The sequence below is a fragment of the Pseudarthrobacter sp. 1C304 genome, from assembly GCF_052245515.1.
Classification (GTDB): domain Bacteria; phylum Actinomycetota; class Actinomycetes; order Actinomycetales; family Micrococcaceae; genus Arthrobacter.
Map to the genome: position 1 here is coordinate 151,990 of NZ_JBQQCH010000004.1, position 13,885 is coordinate 165,874.

The following is a 13,885-nucleotide window of genomic DNA, read 5'->3' on the forward strand; positions in this document are numbered from 1 at the left end:
TAGACCTAACTTCGCGCTTGCCCACCGTCAGCTGACCGGCAGGCCAGGTCTTCACCCGGGGCACCCCGCCGCAAATGGAGGGTTGCCGGCCAGCAAGCCGGGGCTGTCGCTGGCACTCATGACCTGCACTGAGTTTACGAAAGAGGGCGGCGATGTGGCGAAGATTGTGACTTCCATGTGACGGCTGCCCCCTCCCGGCCTAGGCGTCCTTGGCTGCCCGGAACCCGGCTTCGAGGTCGGCCAGGATGTCGTCGATGTGTTCCAGGCCGACGGAGAGCCGGACGAGGCCCGGGGTCACCCCGGCCACCGCCTGCTGTTCCGCCGAGAGCTGGCTGTGGGTGGTCGACGCCGGGTGGATGACCAGCGAGCGCACGTCGCCGATGTTCGCCACGTGGGAGTGCAGCTCCAGGGCATCGACGAAGCGTTTGCCTGCCTCCGCTCCCCCGGCGAGGTTGAAGGCCACGACGGCGCCGGTGCCCCGGGGGCCGTACTGGCGCCCGCGTTCGTACCAGGGGCTCGATGGCAGCCCCGCATAGGCGACCGATTCGACGTCGTCCCTGGCCTCGAGCCATTCAGCCACCCGGGTGGCGTTGGCGACGTGCCGTTCCATGCGCAGGCTCAGGGTCTCGATGCCCTGGGCGATCAGGAAGGCGTTGAACGGCGAGACCGCCGAGCCAAGGTCGCGCAGCAGCTGGACGCGGGCTTTGAGGATGAAGGAGAGGTTGGCGCCAAGGGCCCCGTCCGCGCCGAGGTCCCGGGCGTAGACCAGCCCGTTGTAGGTGGGGTCCGGGGTATTGAAGCCGGGGAACCGCTCCGGGTCCCTGCCGAAGTCGAAGTTGCCGGAGTCCACAATGACGCCCGCAATGGCGGCGCCGTGGCCGCCGAGGTACTTGGTGGCGGAGTGCACCACGATGTCCGCGCCCCACTCGATCGGCCGGATGAGGTACGGCGTGGAGAGGGTGTTGTCCACGATCAGCGGAACGCCGGCCCCGTGCGCCACCGCCGAGATGCCCCCGATGTCCAGCACGTCTTGGCGGGGGTTGGAGACCACCTCGCCGAAGAACAGCTTGGTGTTGGGCTGCACGGCGTCGCGCCACTGCGCCAGGTTGTCCGGGTCCTCGACGAAGGTTACGGAGATGCCGAACTTCTTCAGCGTGTGTGCCAGCAGGTTGTAGGTGCCGCCGTAGAGGCTGGGGCTGGCCACGATGTGGTCGCCGGCCTCGGCGATGTTCAGGATCGCGAAGGTCTCCGCGGCCTGCCCCGAGCTCAGCAGCAGCGCCGCGAGCCCGCCTTCCAGGCTGGCCACCCGCTGCTCGACGGCGTCCTGGGTGGGGTTGCCGATCCGCGTGTAGATGGGCGCCAGCTCGGCGAGGGCGAAGCGGTTGGCGGCGCTTTCGGCGCTGGGGAAGACGAACGACGTCGTCTGGTAAATCGGCAGCGACCGGGCGCCGGTGGCACTGTCCGGCTCCTGGCCGGCGTGGATCTGGCGGGTTTCGAAGGACCAGGCATTGGACATCGGGAAACTCCTTGGGGACTGGGCCCAGACCGGCCCGGGGCCCAGAGGCCGGGGTCAGTGCTGGTGCCGCGCTTGCCTACCGGCGGGCGCCGGAGGGCCAGGTCTTCACCCGGGGCACCCCACCGCGATACGAGGGTTGCCGGCCAGCAAGCCGGGGCTGTGTGCTGGCACTCATGACCTGAGCCCAGTCTAGGAACCGGTTCCGGGCTCTGGATAGCTTTATGACGAACATGAAGCGGGGCGGGCTGCGGGCCCCGCCGGACGCCTGGGTTTCCTGCAACGGCGCGGAAAAGTGCCCTCCGGAAGGCTTCTGAAAATGACATCCCATCTCGGTAAGGATGACCTAAGCTGAGAGCCGCATCACAAAGTGCCAAGATGAGGGCATGCGCATGGATCACGTCTCTTACGCCTGTGAACAAGATGGCCTCGCGGCCACCACTGAAAGAATTGCGTCCGCCCTCGGCGTTGAAGCCGTGAAGGGCGGAGTACACCCCCGTTTTGGGACCCGCAACATGATCATCCCGCTCGCGGGACACAAATACCTGGAGGTCGTGGAGGTCCTGAACCACCCGGCATCCGACAAGGCCCCCTTCGGCCAGGCCGTACGCGCCCGGTCCGAGGCAGGCGGCGGCTGGATGGGCTGGTGCGTCGAGGTGGACGACCTGGCCCCGTTCGAGGAGCGCCTGGGCCGCGCCGCCGTCAACGGCAACCGGAAGTTCCCGGACGGCCGCGAACTGGTCTGGAAGCAGATCGGCATCCTGGGGCTCATCGCCGATCCCCAGGTCCCGTACATGCTCAAGTGGGAGGGCGACCCGGAGCTCCACCCGTCCAAGGCCTACGAGAGCCAGGTCAAGATGTCCGCCCTCACCATTGCCGGCTCTGCCGAGCGCGTCACCGAATGGCTGGGTGTTCCGGTGGAAAAGCCGCTGGAGGATGTGGCCGTGAACTGGCTGGCTCCCCGCGGGACGCCCGGCATCCTCTCCGTCACGTTTGAGACGGCCTCCGGAGCCGTCACCATCTGACGCTCCACCGCCCCACACTTCGGCCGCCATCAGCGGGTGCCAACGTCGTCACCCACCGATGGCGGCCGAATTCTTTTAAGCCCCAACCGGGCCCGGTCCGGCCCGTTGCGGGGCTCAGCCGAGGCCGATGGCTTTGCCAAAGAGGCTGAAACCGACGAACGCCACAATGTCCAGCACCGCGTGGGCAATCACCAGCGGCATGAGCCTGCGGGTCCGGGTGTAGACGACGGCGAAAATGACGCCCATGATGGCGTTGCCGATGAACGGGCCAAAGCCCTGGTAGAGGTGGTAGCTGCCCCGCAGCATGGCGCTGGCGAAGATCGCCGCGGGCATGGCCCAGCCGAGTTTGCCCAGCCGGTCCAGGAGGTAGCCCACCACGATCACTTCCTCCACGATCCCGTGCCGGACCGCGGACAGGACCAGCACCGGCACCGTCCACCAGTAGGCGTCCAGCGCGCTGGGGATGATCGCCGTGGTGATGCCGAGCGCCCGGCCCGCCGCGTAGAGGCCCAGGGACGGGATGCCGATCAGCGCCGCCAGCCCGAAGCCCTGCAGCAGGTCCCGGCCGGGTCGGTCAAAGTTCAGGCCGAGCCGCTGGAAGGCCGTTCCGCCGTGGCTGCCTCCCCCGGCCAGGCCGGCCGGGCGGTGTTCGGTCAGGAAATAGATCACCAGGACGACGGGCACCAGGGCGAAGATGATGTCCAGCAGCTGGTAGGTGAGGTCGAAGTATTCGCGGCTGCTTTGTGAGCGGTTCAGCGTCGACGTGCCCTCGGCCAGCGGTGCCCGGGTCATCTTGTCCAGCAGCTGGACCACCGAATACACGGCGGATTGGCCCAAGGACAGGCCCAGGACAATCCACATTTCAATCCGCAGGCGGCGGCGGGAGGGAACCAGCATGTTCCCATCTTGCCCGCAGTTGCCGGTAGTTTCCTGAATCCGGGGCCGCCGCGCGGCCGGGCCCTATGCTTGGGTTTTATGAGTGCGCCCGGGAAAATCATCATGATCCGGCACGGCCAGTCCGCCGCCAACGCCGACACCTCGATCTACAACCGCGTACCTGATTACCGGATTCCGCTGACCGCCCTCGGGGTGGAGCAGGCCCGGGCCGCCGGCGAGGAGGTGCGGCGGCTGCTGGACGGCCGCCCGGTCTGCGTGTACGTCTCCCCCTACCTGCGCGCCTACCAGACCCTGGAGGCGCTGGACCTCGGGCCGTTGGTGGAGCGGGTGATCGAGGAACCGCGGCTGCGGGAGCAGGACTGGGCCAACTTCCAGATCGCCGGCGAGATCGAGGACCAGAAGGAACTCCGGAACGCCTACGGCCACTTCTTCTACCGCTTTCGCGAAGGCGAGTCCGGCTCCGATGTCTACGACCGGATCTCCTCCTTCATGGAAACCCTGTACCGGCACTGGTCCAAGCCCGGCTACGCCCCGAATGCGCTGTTTGTGACGCATGGGCTCACCATGCGGCTGTTCTGCATGCGCTGGTTCCACTGGTCGGTGGAGTACTTTGAGTCGCTGAACAACCCGGACAACGCCGAGGTGCGGACCCTGCTGCGGACCGGGCGCGGCAAGTACGAACTGGACAAGCCGTTCAGCCAGTGGGTGGACCGCCGGGTCGACGAGACCGTGCTGGACGCCCCGCCAATGTTCTTTTAGGCCCCTAGCCTCACCCGGACACCCGGGCGATCACCTGGCGGAACTTTCCGCCCGGGCCGCCCTGTTTAGGCGGTTCCTCGGCGCGGACGACGTCGACGTTCCCCAATGCCAGCCCGGCGAGAAAAGCGACCGACGTCATGCCCGCGCTTTTTGTGCTTCTTGACCACACCGTTGGGCGTCAGCCCCGCCCGTGCGACCCCTCCCCCCATTTGTTTTTACGGACCCGACGGCTGCACCGCTCCAGCCGACGACGCCGCCCGGAGGGCCTCTTTGGGTTTTTCGTGCCCCATTGCTGAAGCTTTGAGCACCCTTGGCCGTAAATTCTTGGCCTCGCTAACCGACGGCGCGAGCTCCCGGGCGGTCATCCAAGTACTGCGCGGCGCGTTCACTAAGGTTCGCGGCGCCGCTGATCACTTGCTCGCCGGCGTAGTGCATCGACCAGGAGATGGGGCGGCCCTTGAACAGCTCAACGTCACGCCATGCGTTGAGCTCGTATCCGGACGGTTCTGTCATCCCGTGGTTATGTCCCGCGGTCAGTGTCAATCTGCGCCGGCTTGGGTCCCTATCAGCCGAACCGGACAGTTTATGTCCGCTCCAATTGTCGTAACGATCAGCTCTAAGGCACTGCCGCTCGCTGGGTCAAACGGACCCACCGACGGTTGCACCTCGACTCAGTGTTTCCGATGGCCCTGCCGCCCGGTTCACCTGCCTGTTTCTAGAGACCTACCATGCACATCTATCTGGGTCAGGTAGCCGTTCCAAGCCCGATGCCAACCCCTGCCTGAGGAGTCGCGAAAGGTCAGTTCCACAGCCAGCCCAACGGACTTCGGGTCACCGTCCCACGACTTGAAGTCCGCAGTTTTAGCCAGACCGATTCGATCAGATCCGGATCTTGTGCGGCGGATGCCGTCACGCGTGTATTCGTAGACAACACTGTCCTCGTGCACCTGTGCGCGCAGATCGTTATCAACGGCTGCGGCAGCCGGCGCGAGAGCCATCTGGTCCCATGTGCAGACATCAAGCGAGGGCTCTGGAAGAGCGCCGTCGGGCTTGGCTGAAACTTTGCATCGGACGTCATAAACGGGCCCACCGTTGCCGTTCCGCACATAGACAAAAATATACGGTCGGTGAACTCGCAACCATGCTGACACGTTGGTCGCCTCCCGCTCCCTATCGGCTTGCTGGGCGAGCTTCAACTGAGCGTTAGAGTTGTCTCGCTCTGCCTCGGCCGCCCGTAGTTGCCCTTGTGCAGTCTCCCAAGTCTGCTTGGCGTAGACGGCGGCTGCTGCCGCGCCAGCGACGAGCAAGAAAGTGGCCAAAACTAGCCAGAACGTCCATTTCGCCGTCTCCCAGCCAGCATCGGCGGCGCGCTGAGCTTGTTCGTTAGCATCGATGAGCTGCAATAGCATCAAAGCAACAGGAGTCATGCCCCTACTACACCACAGTGGGAGTTCAAATCCCGCCTGGCCAGAAGGCCCTCCGAGTCGAGGTTGAGGTCCAGAAACAGTGGATCACGCCATCTCACCGACGCTGCGTGGACTCAAGCCCCGCTCGTGAGGCAACCAACGAGGAGCGCTCGGCACGGAAAGACGTGAGGGGGACTTCGATCTGGTAAAGTACGCCGTGATTTTCGTTGTCGTCATCGCTGGTGCTAAGGGCGGTCCGCCACGGCAGGAGCTCCTCCGGGTAGAACACGGACCAGCCACCCGCCCTGCTCGTGTTGTCTGCCCCGTAGCGTTGGGTGATTCCCGCCGAGGAGCCGTTGCGTAATGGATCGGCGTGCCGGTCGCTCGTGATGGTGGCCCGGTAAAAGTCGAAGAGCCCGGACGGCCTCGTCGGCTATACCTCCGCGGCGCTGACACCGACACCCCGCCCTGCGGGCGGGGAGGGGTAAGGCAACGGAAGCTCGGAAGTCCGATTCGCCGACAGCCGGCCACGGAATCGGGGAGGGTCGAAGGGATGCTTGCCCCACCGCAGCCGGACGACCGGACCTAAGGACCTAGGGATCTGGGGACCTTCTGGCTAGGCAAAGATTACGCTCCCACATGAAACACGGCGACGGTGCCGGGAGTCGGCTCAGTTCTGGACGCCTCTCGACTCGGCAAACCCGCAGGTCAGGGGCCACTTAGTGCCCAATTGCAGGCGTGTCTAAACAGATCGTCCACGGCCCTCGGTGATACTGGACAAGATTATTTCTTCATCGAAAATGGGGCCACATGATACCGATTAGAGCAAGTATTGAAGACATCGAGGCAGTTCTCGCCTACCTGAGCCGCCAAATCGGCTGGGTCTCGGTCGACAAGGCGAAGAAATCACTGGACGCCAAACTTCTGGACGACCGCAAAATCGGAGCCATGGCTTATCTCAAGATGATTGACCGAGATGGCACCAATGTGAAAGCGGCCGACAACGGCATGCGCTTCCAAGGCGGTGACCGCGTCGGCGCTCTCCGAGAGGGAATCCTTCACAGCGACCTGTATCGGCATACCGTCGACTGGATCCACTTCGGAACAAGGTCGGAAGTGACAGCTGTAGAAGTTGGCCAGTATTGGCAAGCGCAGCATCGAGATAGTGTCGGCGAAGTCACCGGAGAACGCCTGAAAGATGGCGCTGTCTTCTTCTTCCGGGTAGCCGAAGGAGCCAACCTCGGTTCCCTCAAAATCGGAAGGGGTGGCAAGGAAACTCGGTTCATGACGTCGCTGGACCAGGTTTCGGCCCTCCTTGATACTTCTGACGACCAGGACTCACAGGTAGAGACTGCCGTCGACACCGTTCCAGCAGCCGCCGACAAGGGGATCCCGTCCCCCTTCGGTGCGAGCGCGGCACCCAACACCACTCCTCCTGCGCCTCCGAGCGTCCAAGTGTCGGCCAGCCCGAATGTCCACGTCAACGTCGAAATTCATATCGCGGCTAACGCTACTGCTGACACCGTCAAGGAGATCTTCCGCAACATGGCCAGGTATGTCCTCGATAAGCATGTCGACGACTGAACAAGACTTCACCCGACGGATCACTGGCCTCCGCTCGCTACAGGAGGCATATGCGATCCCAGTCAGAGACCTTTCCCGGCAGAATCCCACTGAGGCACTGCACTCCCTACGTGAGACCACTCGTCAGAGTAGGCCCGAGTATCGGGAGTACCTTAACGAAGCGGTGGACTGCTACGAGAATCGTTGCTATCGCGGTGCCGTGCTCATGGTTTGGTCTGCCGTTATGGAACACCTCTACCAAACCATCGAGGCACAAGTCGGTGGTATCAAAACGGTTGAATCTGCGAACTCAGCCCGTTTCGGCAACGCACACAACTACAAGAAGATAAAAAAGCGGGACGACCTGCTGTACCTCACCGACAGCAACTTCTTTATGATCTGCGAAGACGCTGGCTTGTTCAACAGGAACGCCCGTCTACTGCTGTCCGAGAAGTTGGATCTCCGCAATCGCTGTGGCCACCCTACGAAGTATGTCGTTGCCCGTGAGGAGACGGTTATCTTCATTGAAAGTCTGATCAATAACGTAATCAACGGAGCAATGCTCAACTGGCCGCGGCCCGTGGGTAGTCACCAACCTAGTGCGGGTTCGGAACATACCTGATCCCTTCGGGTTGGATTGCGCCGGAGACCAGGATGTTGAGGCGGCTGGCAACGGCAGCGCTGAGGAACCGGGCTGCCTGCACGGTCAGCCTTTCCCAGCTCCACCAGGTGTTCGAGCCTGCTGGCCTTCACGACGAACTTGCGGACGTTGACGGCCCAGTGGCGCCGCGTCAAGTCCCGGTTGACGGCGTGAAAGCGTGACCCGGGCCTCACGGCGCCGGGCCAGGCCCTGCGGCCCCTGGCGCTGGGCGCGCAGCTGGTGCAGGGCGGAGCCCAGTTGCTCCAACAGCCTTTCCATTATGACCTCCTGGATGGACTGGCAGCCTCCCCCGGCCAAGGGTGCCTGGGCGGCCGGTGAGTCAGCGGGCGCGGACCCCTGCCCGCCATACGGCGTGGGTCAGCGGAATACCCGGCCGGTAGGCCAGGTGGGTGGCGGAGGGGGCGTTGAGCAGGTGCAGGTCCGCACGGTGCCCGACGGCGATCGAGCCGACTGCGCGTTCGCCGTCGACGTCGGCCCCGGACTCCCTGCCAAGGGCCAGCGCGCCGCCGTACGTCGCCGCGCGCACCGCCTCGTGGACGCTCAGCCGCATCTGGAGCACAGCGGTGGTGACGCAGAAGGCCATGGAACTGGTGTACGAGGTGCCGGGGTTGCAGTTGGAGGCCAGCGCCACCTGCACCCCGGCGTCGAGCAGTTCCCGCCCGGGGGCCAGCGGCTGGCGGGTGGACAGATCACAGGCCGGCAGGCACGTCGCCACCGTGCCGCGTTGACCAGTGCCGCGCCCTGCGGAGCCGTCCCAGCCGGACCACGTCCCCGCCAGCGCGTCGATATCCGCGGGCGCCAGATAGTTCACATGGTCCACGCTCGCGGCGCCGAACTCGACGGCGAGCCGCACGCCGGGCCCCTCGCCCAGCTGGTTGCCGTGCACACGCAGGCCCAGCCCCGCGTCCCGGCAGGCCTGGAGCACGCGGCGGGACTGCTCTTCGGTGAAGGCGCCCCGTTCGCAGAAGACGTCGGCCCAGCGCACAAACGGCCGGACGGCGGCGAGCATGGGGCCGCAGACCAGGTCCGTGTACTCCTCGGCGTCCATCCCGGCCGGGACCAGGTGGGCGCCGAGGTAGGTGGCCTCGTCCGCCACGGTGGAGGCGATCCGGGCACTGCGGGCCTCGTTCTCGACGTCCAGGCCGTACCCGGTCTTGGTCTCCAGGTACGTGGTGCCCTGCGAGACGGCCTCCGCCACCCGGCCCAAAGCGAGCCGGGTGAGGTCGAAGTCGCCGGTGGTCCGGGTTGCCCCCGTAGTCACCGCGATGCCGCCGGCGCTGTAGCTCTCCCCCGCCATCCGCGCCTCGAACTCGGCGGTGCGGTCGCCGGCGAAGATGAGGTGGGTGTGGGAATCCACCCAGCCGGGCAGCAGGGCGCGGCCGCCGGCGTCGACGGCCTCATCGGCGGCCGGCGCGTCCGCTGCCGGCCCCAGCCAGGAGATCCGCTCGCCCTCGACCACCACGGCCGCGTTTTTCAGGACGCGGTGGTCCGCGTCCTGGGTCATCAGTTCGGCAATGTTGGTGATGAGGGTGCTCATGGGTCCATTCTTCAGCGCCGGATGGACCAGCGCGTCGCCGCCAGCGCCTCCGCTGTCCGGGATGCCGGACCGTCCACCGTGGCGCCGGCGCCCTGCCCGGCGAGGATCAGCCCGGCGGCCAGTTCCGCGATCCCGGAGGACGTCTGGAAGCCGTAGCCACCCTGGCCGGCGAGCCAGAAGAATCCGGGGGCCTCGGCGTCGAACCCCACCACCGGAAGGCCGTCAGCGGCTTCCGTCCGCAGCCCGGTCCACGCCCGACGGATACTGCCGATCCCCATTGTGGTCAGGGCGTTGAGCCGGGCGATCAGGGCCTCGATGTCGCCCGGGTGGGGCTGGGCATCCTCGGGCCCGCTCGGGACGTGCTCCGAGGGCGAGATCAGGACCTGGGCGCCATCGGGCCGGAAGTAGAAGCTTTCATCCGCGGCGGCCACCATGGGGCAGCCGTGCGGGAGCGGATGCTCGACGTCGACAATCGCCGCGGTGCGGCGGTAGGGCTGGAGCTGTACCTTTTCGACGCCGCTGAGCACCGCGAACTCATCCGCCCAGGGGCCGGCGGCGTTGACCACGACGGCGGCCTGGAGGGCTTCCTGCCCGGCGCCGAGTTCCCAGCCGGAGCCGAGCCGCTGCGCCGAGTGGACCCGCGCGCCGGTGATGATGTCCACGCCGCCCTCCACCGCCCACTCCCGGTGGTCCTCCAGGAGCAGGGACGCGTTGCAGGCGAAGGAACCGGAGTCGAGGCCGGCGGCGGAGAAGGACTCCGGTTTCAGCGCCGGGCAGATCTTCAGGGCTTCGGCATGGCTGATGGGCTGCATAAAGCCGCTGGCCTGCTGCCGGACACCTTCCTCGTCGCCGATCAGCATAAACCGGCGCGGCGAGAGCACGGGTTCAGGGCGGGTGCCCTCGCGGATGCCGATGAGTTCCAGCGTGCGCATGGTCAGTTCCTGGACCACCGGCGGGCCGTAGCTGGGAATGAGCTGCCGGGCCGAGCGGGCCGAGGTGTGGTACCCCAGCGACTGCTCGGCCTCGACCAGGGCCACGCTGCACTTGCCGGCGAGGGCCGAGGCGAGGGACAGGCCGGCAATCCCGCCGCCCACGATCACAACATCGTAATTAGCTGACATGCCTCCATCCTTGCACCCGACCGGAGGTCACGTCAGCACTTTCCGCACCGGAGACCGCAGAGTCCTACGAGGCGGCGGCAACCGCCTCGCGGCTGCTCACGAAGGCCCGCACGCAGGCCTCCACATCCTCGGCGCTGTGCGCGGCCGACAGCTGGACGCGAATCCGGGCGGCGCCCTTGGGCACCACCGGGTAGCTGAACGCCGTCACGAAGACGCCGTGATGCAGCATGGCATCCGCCACCTTGGCGGCCATCACGGCATCGCCGAACATCACCGGGACGATCGCGTGCTCGCCGGGGAGCAGCGTAAAGCCCTCCTCCGTCATGCGGGACCGGAAGAGCTCCGCGTTGGCGAACAGCTTGGCGCGCAGTTCGCCGGAGCTCTCCACGAGGTCCAGGGCCGTGAGCGTGGCCGCGACGATGGCCGGGGCCAGCGAGTTGGAGAACAGGTACGGGCGGGCTTTCTGCCGGAGCATGGCGATGACCTCGCGGCGGCCGGAGACGTAGCCGCCGGAGGCGCCGCCCAGGGCCTTGCCGAAGGTACCGGTGTAGATGTCCACCCGGTCCGCGACGCCGGCGTGTTCCGGGGTGCCGGCGCCGGTGGCACCCATGAATCCGACGGCGTGGGAGTCGTCCACCATCACCATGGCGCCGTACTTTTCGGCGAGGTCGCAGATGGCCTCCAGCGGGGCCAGGAAGCCGTCCATGGAGAACACACCGTCGGTGACGATGATCTTGCGGCGGGCCGGGTTCTCGCGCGTGGTGGCCTCGATCAGCTTGGACTCAAGGTCCGCCATGTCCTGGTTGGCGTAGCGGAAGCGCTGGGCCTTGCACAGCCGGATGCCGTCGATGATCGAGGCGTGGTTCAGCGCATCGGAGATGACCGCGTCCTCCGGGCCGAAGAGCGACTCGAACACGCCGCCGTTGGCGTCGAAGCAGCTGGAGAAGAGGATGGTGTCCTCGGTGCCGAGGAACTTCGAGACGCGTTCCTCGAGGGCCAGGTGCAGGTCCTGGGTGCCGCAGATGAAGCGGACGCTGGCCATGCCGAAGCCCCGGTCGTCCATGGCGGCCTTGGCGGCGGCGATAATCTCCGGATGGTCCGCGAGGCCCAGGTAGTTGTTGGCGCAGAAGTTCAGCACGTCCGCGCTGGACTCGCCGATCTGGCCGGCCTTGATGTGGTTGGCCTGCGGGGAGTCGATGTGCCGCTCGGTCTTGTAGAGTCCGGCGCTGCGGATCTCGTCCAGTTCGCGCTGCAGCTGGTCCTTGATGGCTGAATACATGTCGGTGTGCTCCTGGGCTGGGTGGGTCGGTGGGCCGGTGGCGGGTTAGAAGCAGGTCCAGTCGAGGACCACTTTGCCGCCCACACCGGCGCGGGCGATCTCGAAGCCCTTGTCCCAGTCGGTGGCGGGCAGGGTGTCGGTCACGACGGCGGAGATGCTGGCGTGCAGTGCGGGGTTGGAGGACAGCATGGCGCTCATGGCGTACCAGGTCTCGAACATTTCGCGGCCGTAAATGCCCTTCATGGTGAGCATGTGGGTGACCACCTTGCCCCAGTCGATGTCGATGGACTGGCTGGGCAGTCCCAGCATCGCGATCCGGCCGCCGTGGTTCATGTTGTCGATCATCTCAGGCAGGGCGGTGGGGTGTCCCGACATTTCCATGCCGATATCGAACCCCTCGCGCATGCCCAGTTCACGCTGGGCGTCCTTGACGCGCATTTTCGAGACGTCGATGGCGAGGTCGACGCCGAGCGCGCGGGCCAGTTCCAGCCGCGGGGCGGAGACATCCGTGATGGCGATCTTGCGGGCCCCGGCGTGGCGGGCGACGGCGATCGCCATCAGGCCGATGGGCCCGGCGCCAGTGATCAGCACGTCCTCGCCGACGAGCGGGAAGCTGAGCGCGGTGTGGACGGCGTTGCCGAAGGGGTCGAAGATGGCGCCGAGTTCCGGCGTCACCGACGGGTCGGTGTGGACCCAGACGTTGGTTTCGGGGATCACCACATACTCGGCGAAGGCGCCGTCACGCTGGACACCGACGCTGACGGTGTTGATGCACATCTGCCGGCGGCCGGCGCGGCAGTTGCGGCAGATGCCGCAGACAATGTGGCCCTCGCCGGAGACCCTGTCTCCGACTTTGACGTCCAGGACGTCCTCGCCCACCTCCACCACTTCGCCATAGAACTCGTGACCGGCGATCAGCGGGGCGTTGATGATGCCCTGCGCCCAGGCGTCCCACGACTGGATGTGCAGGTCCGTGCCGCAGATGCCCGTCGTCATGACCCGGATCTTGACGTCTCCGGCGCCGGTCTCGGGCTCCGGGCGGTCAACGAGTTCAAATCCTGCGTGGGCGCCGGCCTTGTAGAGAGCCTTCATGGGCGTTCCTAACTGTGCTCTGTGGGACAACTCACCCCATTCAAGCCCGCGCAAAGCGTTAGCACAACCGGATTTTTCTCAATCGACGATTTAGTTATAGCTTGCGCATAGACTGGGCGGCATGGAAATCCACCAGCTGGAGATGCTCCGCGAACTGGGGGCGCTCGGCAGCGTCAAGGCGGTCGCCGAGACCCTGGAGGTCACGCCGTCGGCCGTGTCGCAGCAGCTCGCCGCGCTGCAGAAGTCCGTTGAGGTCCCGCTGACCCGCAAGGAGGGCCGCAACCTGGTCCTGACCGAGGCCGGCCAGGTGCTCGCGGATGCCGGGGCCGCCGTCGTGTCCGCCATGGCGGACGCCCGCACGGCGATCGGCGCCTACCACGGTTCCCCGGTGGCGCCGGTGACGTTGAGCGGCTTCCACAGCGCGGGCCAGGCCCTGTTCGCGCCACTGGCCCGGCTGCTGGCCGGTCCCGGGCAGCCGCGGATCCTGCTCTCCGACGAGGACGTGGCCCAGCAGGACTTCCCGGCACTGACGGCCCGGTATGACCTGGTGCTGGCGCACCGGATGGACCACAGCCCGCGCTGGCCGGAGGAACGGGTCGCGGTGATCCCGCTCGCGCACGAGCCGCTGGACGTCGCGCTGCCTGCCGGGCACCGGCTGGCGGGCCAGCGGGCGGTGACGGCGGACGACGTCGTCGGCGAACCCTGGGTGACCAGCCGCGCCGGGTACTCCCCCGCGGACGTGCTCTCCGCTGTCGCCGCGGTGTCCAGCCGGGAGCTGAACATCGTGCACCGGATCAACGACTACTCCACGGTGGCCGCGCTGGTGGCGACCGGCAGCGTGATCGGGCTGCTGCCGCGGCACACCGCGCAGCCGGTGCTGAATCCGGACATTGTGCTGCGGCCACTCGAGGGCATCAGCACCCGGCGCCGGATCGACATCCTGGCCCGGCCGGAGAACCTTAAACGCAGATCGGTCATGATGGTCTGCGAGGCGCTGCAGACCATCATGACCGATTTGGTGGGCGGCTAGGG

14 protein-coding genes, 1 pseudogene and 2 riboswitches are annotated in these 13,885 nt (G+C 66.4%); of the genes and pseudogenes, 5 read left to right on the forward strand and 10 right to left on the reverse strand.

The window, feature by feature from the left end; all coding sequences use genetic code 11:
- Positions 1-8: 8 nt before the first annotated feature.
- A riboswitch (SAM riboswitch) is annotated at positions 9-124 on the reverse strand.
- Between the two features lie 75 nt (positions 125-199).
- Positions 200-1,516: a bifunctional o-acetylhomoserine/o-acetylserine sulfhydrylase gene (locus ACTWQD_RS10190; RefSeq protein WP_443196015.1), complete on the reverse strand. Its 1,317-nt coding sequence runs from the start codon at positions 1,514-1,516 to the stop codon at positions 200-202.
- Between the two features lie 63 nt (positions 1,517-1,579).
- A riboswitch (SAM riboswitch) is annotated at positions 1,580-1,695 on the reverse strand.
- 204 nt (positions 1,696-1,899) lie between these two features.
- Here ACTWQD_RS10190 and ACTWQD_RS10195 point away from each other — a divergent pair.
- Positions 1,900-2,538 carry a VOC family protein gene (locus ACTWQD_RS10195; RefSeq protein ID WP_443196016.1) on the forward strand — a complete coding sequence of 213 codons (639 nt, stop codon included), beginning with the start codon at positions 1,900-1,902 and terminating at the stop codon, positions 2,536-2,538.
- 114 nt (positions 2,539-2,652) lie between these two features.
- On the opposite strand, the gene ACTWQD_RS10200 is transcribed toward ACTWQD_RS10195, so the two are convergent.
- Positions 2,653-3,435, reverse strand: a complete 783-nt coding sequence (locus ACTWQD_RS10200; RefSeq protein ID WP_443196017.1) for a CPBP family intramembrane glutamic endopeptidase — start codon at positions 3,433-3,435, stop codon at positions 2,653-2,655.
- A 78-nt stretch (positions 3,436-3,513) separates the two neighbouring features.
- Here ACTWQD_RS10200 and ACTWQD_RS10205 point away from each other — a divergent pair, with 78 nt between their 5' ends.
- Positions 3,514-4,194, forward strand: coding sequence for a histidine phosphatase family protein (locus ACTWQD_RS10205; RefSeq protein ID WP_443196018.1), 681 nt, complete (start codon positions 3,514-3,516; stop codon positions 4,192-4,194).
- A gap of 10 nt (positions 4,195-4,204) precedes the next feature.
- Here the strand turns inward: ACTWQD_RS10205 and ACTWQD_RS10210 are convergent, their stop codons facing one another.
- The 3 genes from ACTWQD_RS10210 to ACTWQD_RS10220 form a co-directional block, all read right to left on the reverse strand.
- A complete protein-coding gene (locus ACTWQD_RS10210) occupies positions 4,205-4,333 on the reverse strand; it encodes a hypothetical protein (protein ID WP_443196019.1) in 129 nt (42 codons plus the stop codon).
- A gap of 194 nt (positions 4,334-4,527) precedes the next feature.
- Positions 4,528-4,707 carry a hypothetical protein gene (locus ACTWQD_RS10215; RefSeq protein WP_443196020.1) on the reverse strand — a complete coding sequence of 60 codons (180 nt, stop codon included), beginning with the start codon at positions 4,705-4,707 and terminating at the stop codon, positions 4,528-4,530.
- Between the two features lie 188 nt (positions 4,708-4,895).
- Positions 4,896-5,621: a hypothetical protein gene (locus tag ACTWQD_RS10220; RefSeq protein WP_443196021.1), complete on the reverse strand. Its 726-nt coding sequence runs from the start codon at positions 5,619-5,621 to the stop codon at positions 4,896-4,898.
- A 789-nt stretch (positions 5,622-6,410) separates the two neighbouring features.
- Between ACTWQD_RS10220 and ACTWQD_RS10225 the strand changes: the two genes are divergently transcribed.
- Positions 6,411-7,184, forward strand: a complete 774-nt coding sequence (locus tag ACTWQD_RS10225; protein WP_443196022.1) for a hypothetical protein — start codon at positions 6,411-6,413, stop codon at positions 7,182-7,184.
- 223 nt (positions 7,185-7,407) lie between these two features.
- Positions 7,408-7,785: a hypothetical protein gene (locus tag ACTWQD_RS10230; RefSeq protein WP_443196023.1), complete on the forward strand. Its 378-nt coding sequence runs from the start codon at positions 7,408-7,410 to the stop codon at positions 7,783-7,785.
- A gap of 10 nt (positions 7,786-7,795) precedes the next feature.
- Here the strand turns inward: ACTWQD_RS10230 and ACTWQD_RS10235 are convergent.
- The 5 genes and pseudogenes from ACTWQD_RS10235 to tdh form a co-directional block, all read right to left on the reverse strand.
- A pseudogene (locus tag ACTWQD_RS10235) lies at positions 7,796-8,000 on the reverse strand (CpaF family protein); the annotation flags it as partial.
- A 143-nt stretch (positions 8,001-8,143) separates the two neighbouring features.
- Positions 8,144-9,361, reverse strand: a complete 1,218-nt coding sequence (hutI, locus tag ACTWQD_RS10240; protein WP_443196024.1) for an imidazolonepropionase — start codon at positions 9,359-9,361, stop codon at positions 8,144-8,146.
- A gap of 11 nt (positions 9,362-9,372) precedes the next feature.
- Positions 9,373-10,482, reverse strand: coding sequence for an NAD(P)/FAD-dependent oxidoreductase (locus tag ACTWQD_RS10245; RefSeq protein WP_443196025.1), 1,110 nt, complete (start codon positions 10,480-10,482; stop codon positions 9,373-9,375).
- Between the two features lie 64 nt (positions 10,483-10,546).
- On the reverse strand, positions 10,547-11,761 hold the full coding sequence (locus tag ACTWQD_RS10250; protein ID WP_443196026.1) for a glycine C-acetyltransferase: 1,215 nt from the start codon (positions 11,759-11,761) through the stop codon (positions 10,547-10,549).
- 45 nt (positions 11,762-11,806) lie between these two features.
- Positions 11,807-12,853 carry an L-threonine 3-dehydrogenase gene (gene tdh / locus ACTWQD_RS10255; protein WP_443196027.1) on the reverse strand — a complete coding sequence of 349 codons (1,047 nt, stop codon included), beginning with the start codon at positions 12,851-12,853 and terminating at the stop codon, positions 11,807-11,809.
- 121 nt (positions 12,854-12,974) lie between these two features.
- Between tdh and ACTWQD_RS10260 the strand changes: the two genes are divergently transcribed.
- Positions 12,975-13,883 carry a LysR family transcriptional regulator gene (locus ACTWQD_RS10260; RefSeq protein WP_443196028.1) on the forward strand — a complete coding sequence of 303 codons (909 nt, stop codon included), beginning with the start codon at positions 12,975-12,977 and terminating at the stop codon, positions 13,881-13,883.
- Positions 13,884-13,885 lie beyond the last annotated feature (2 nt).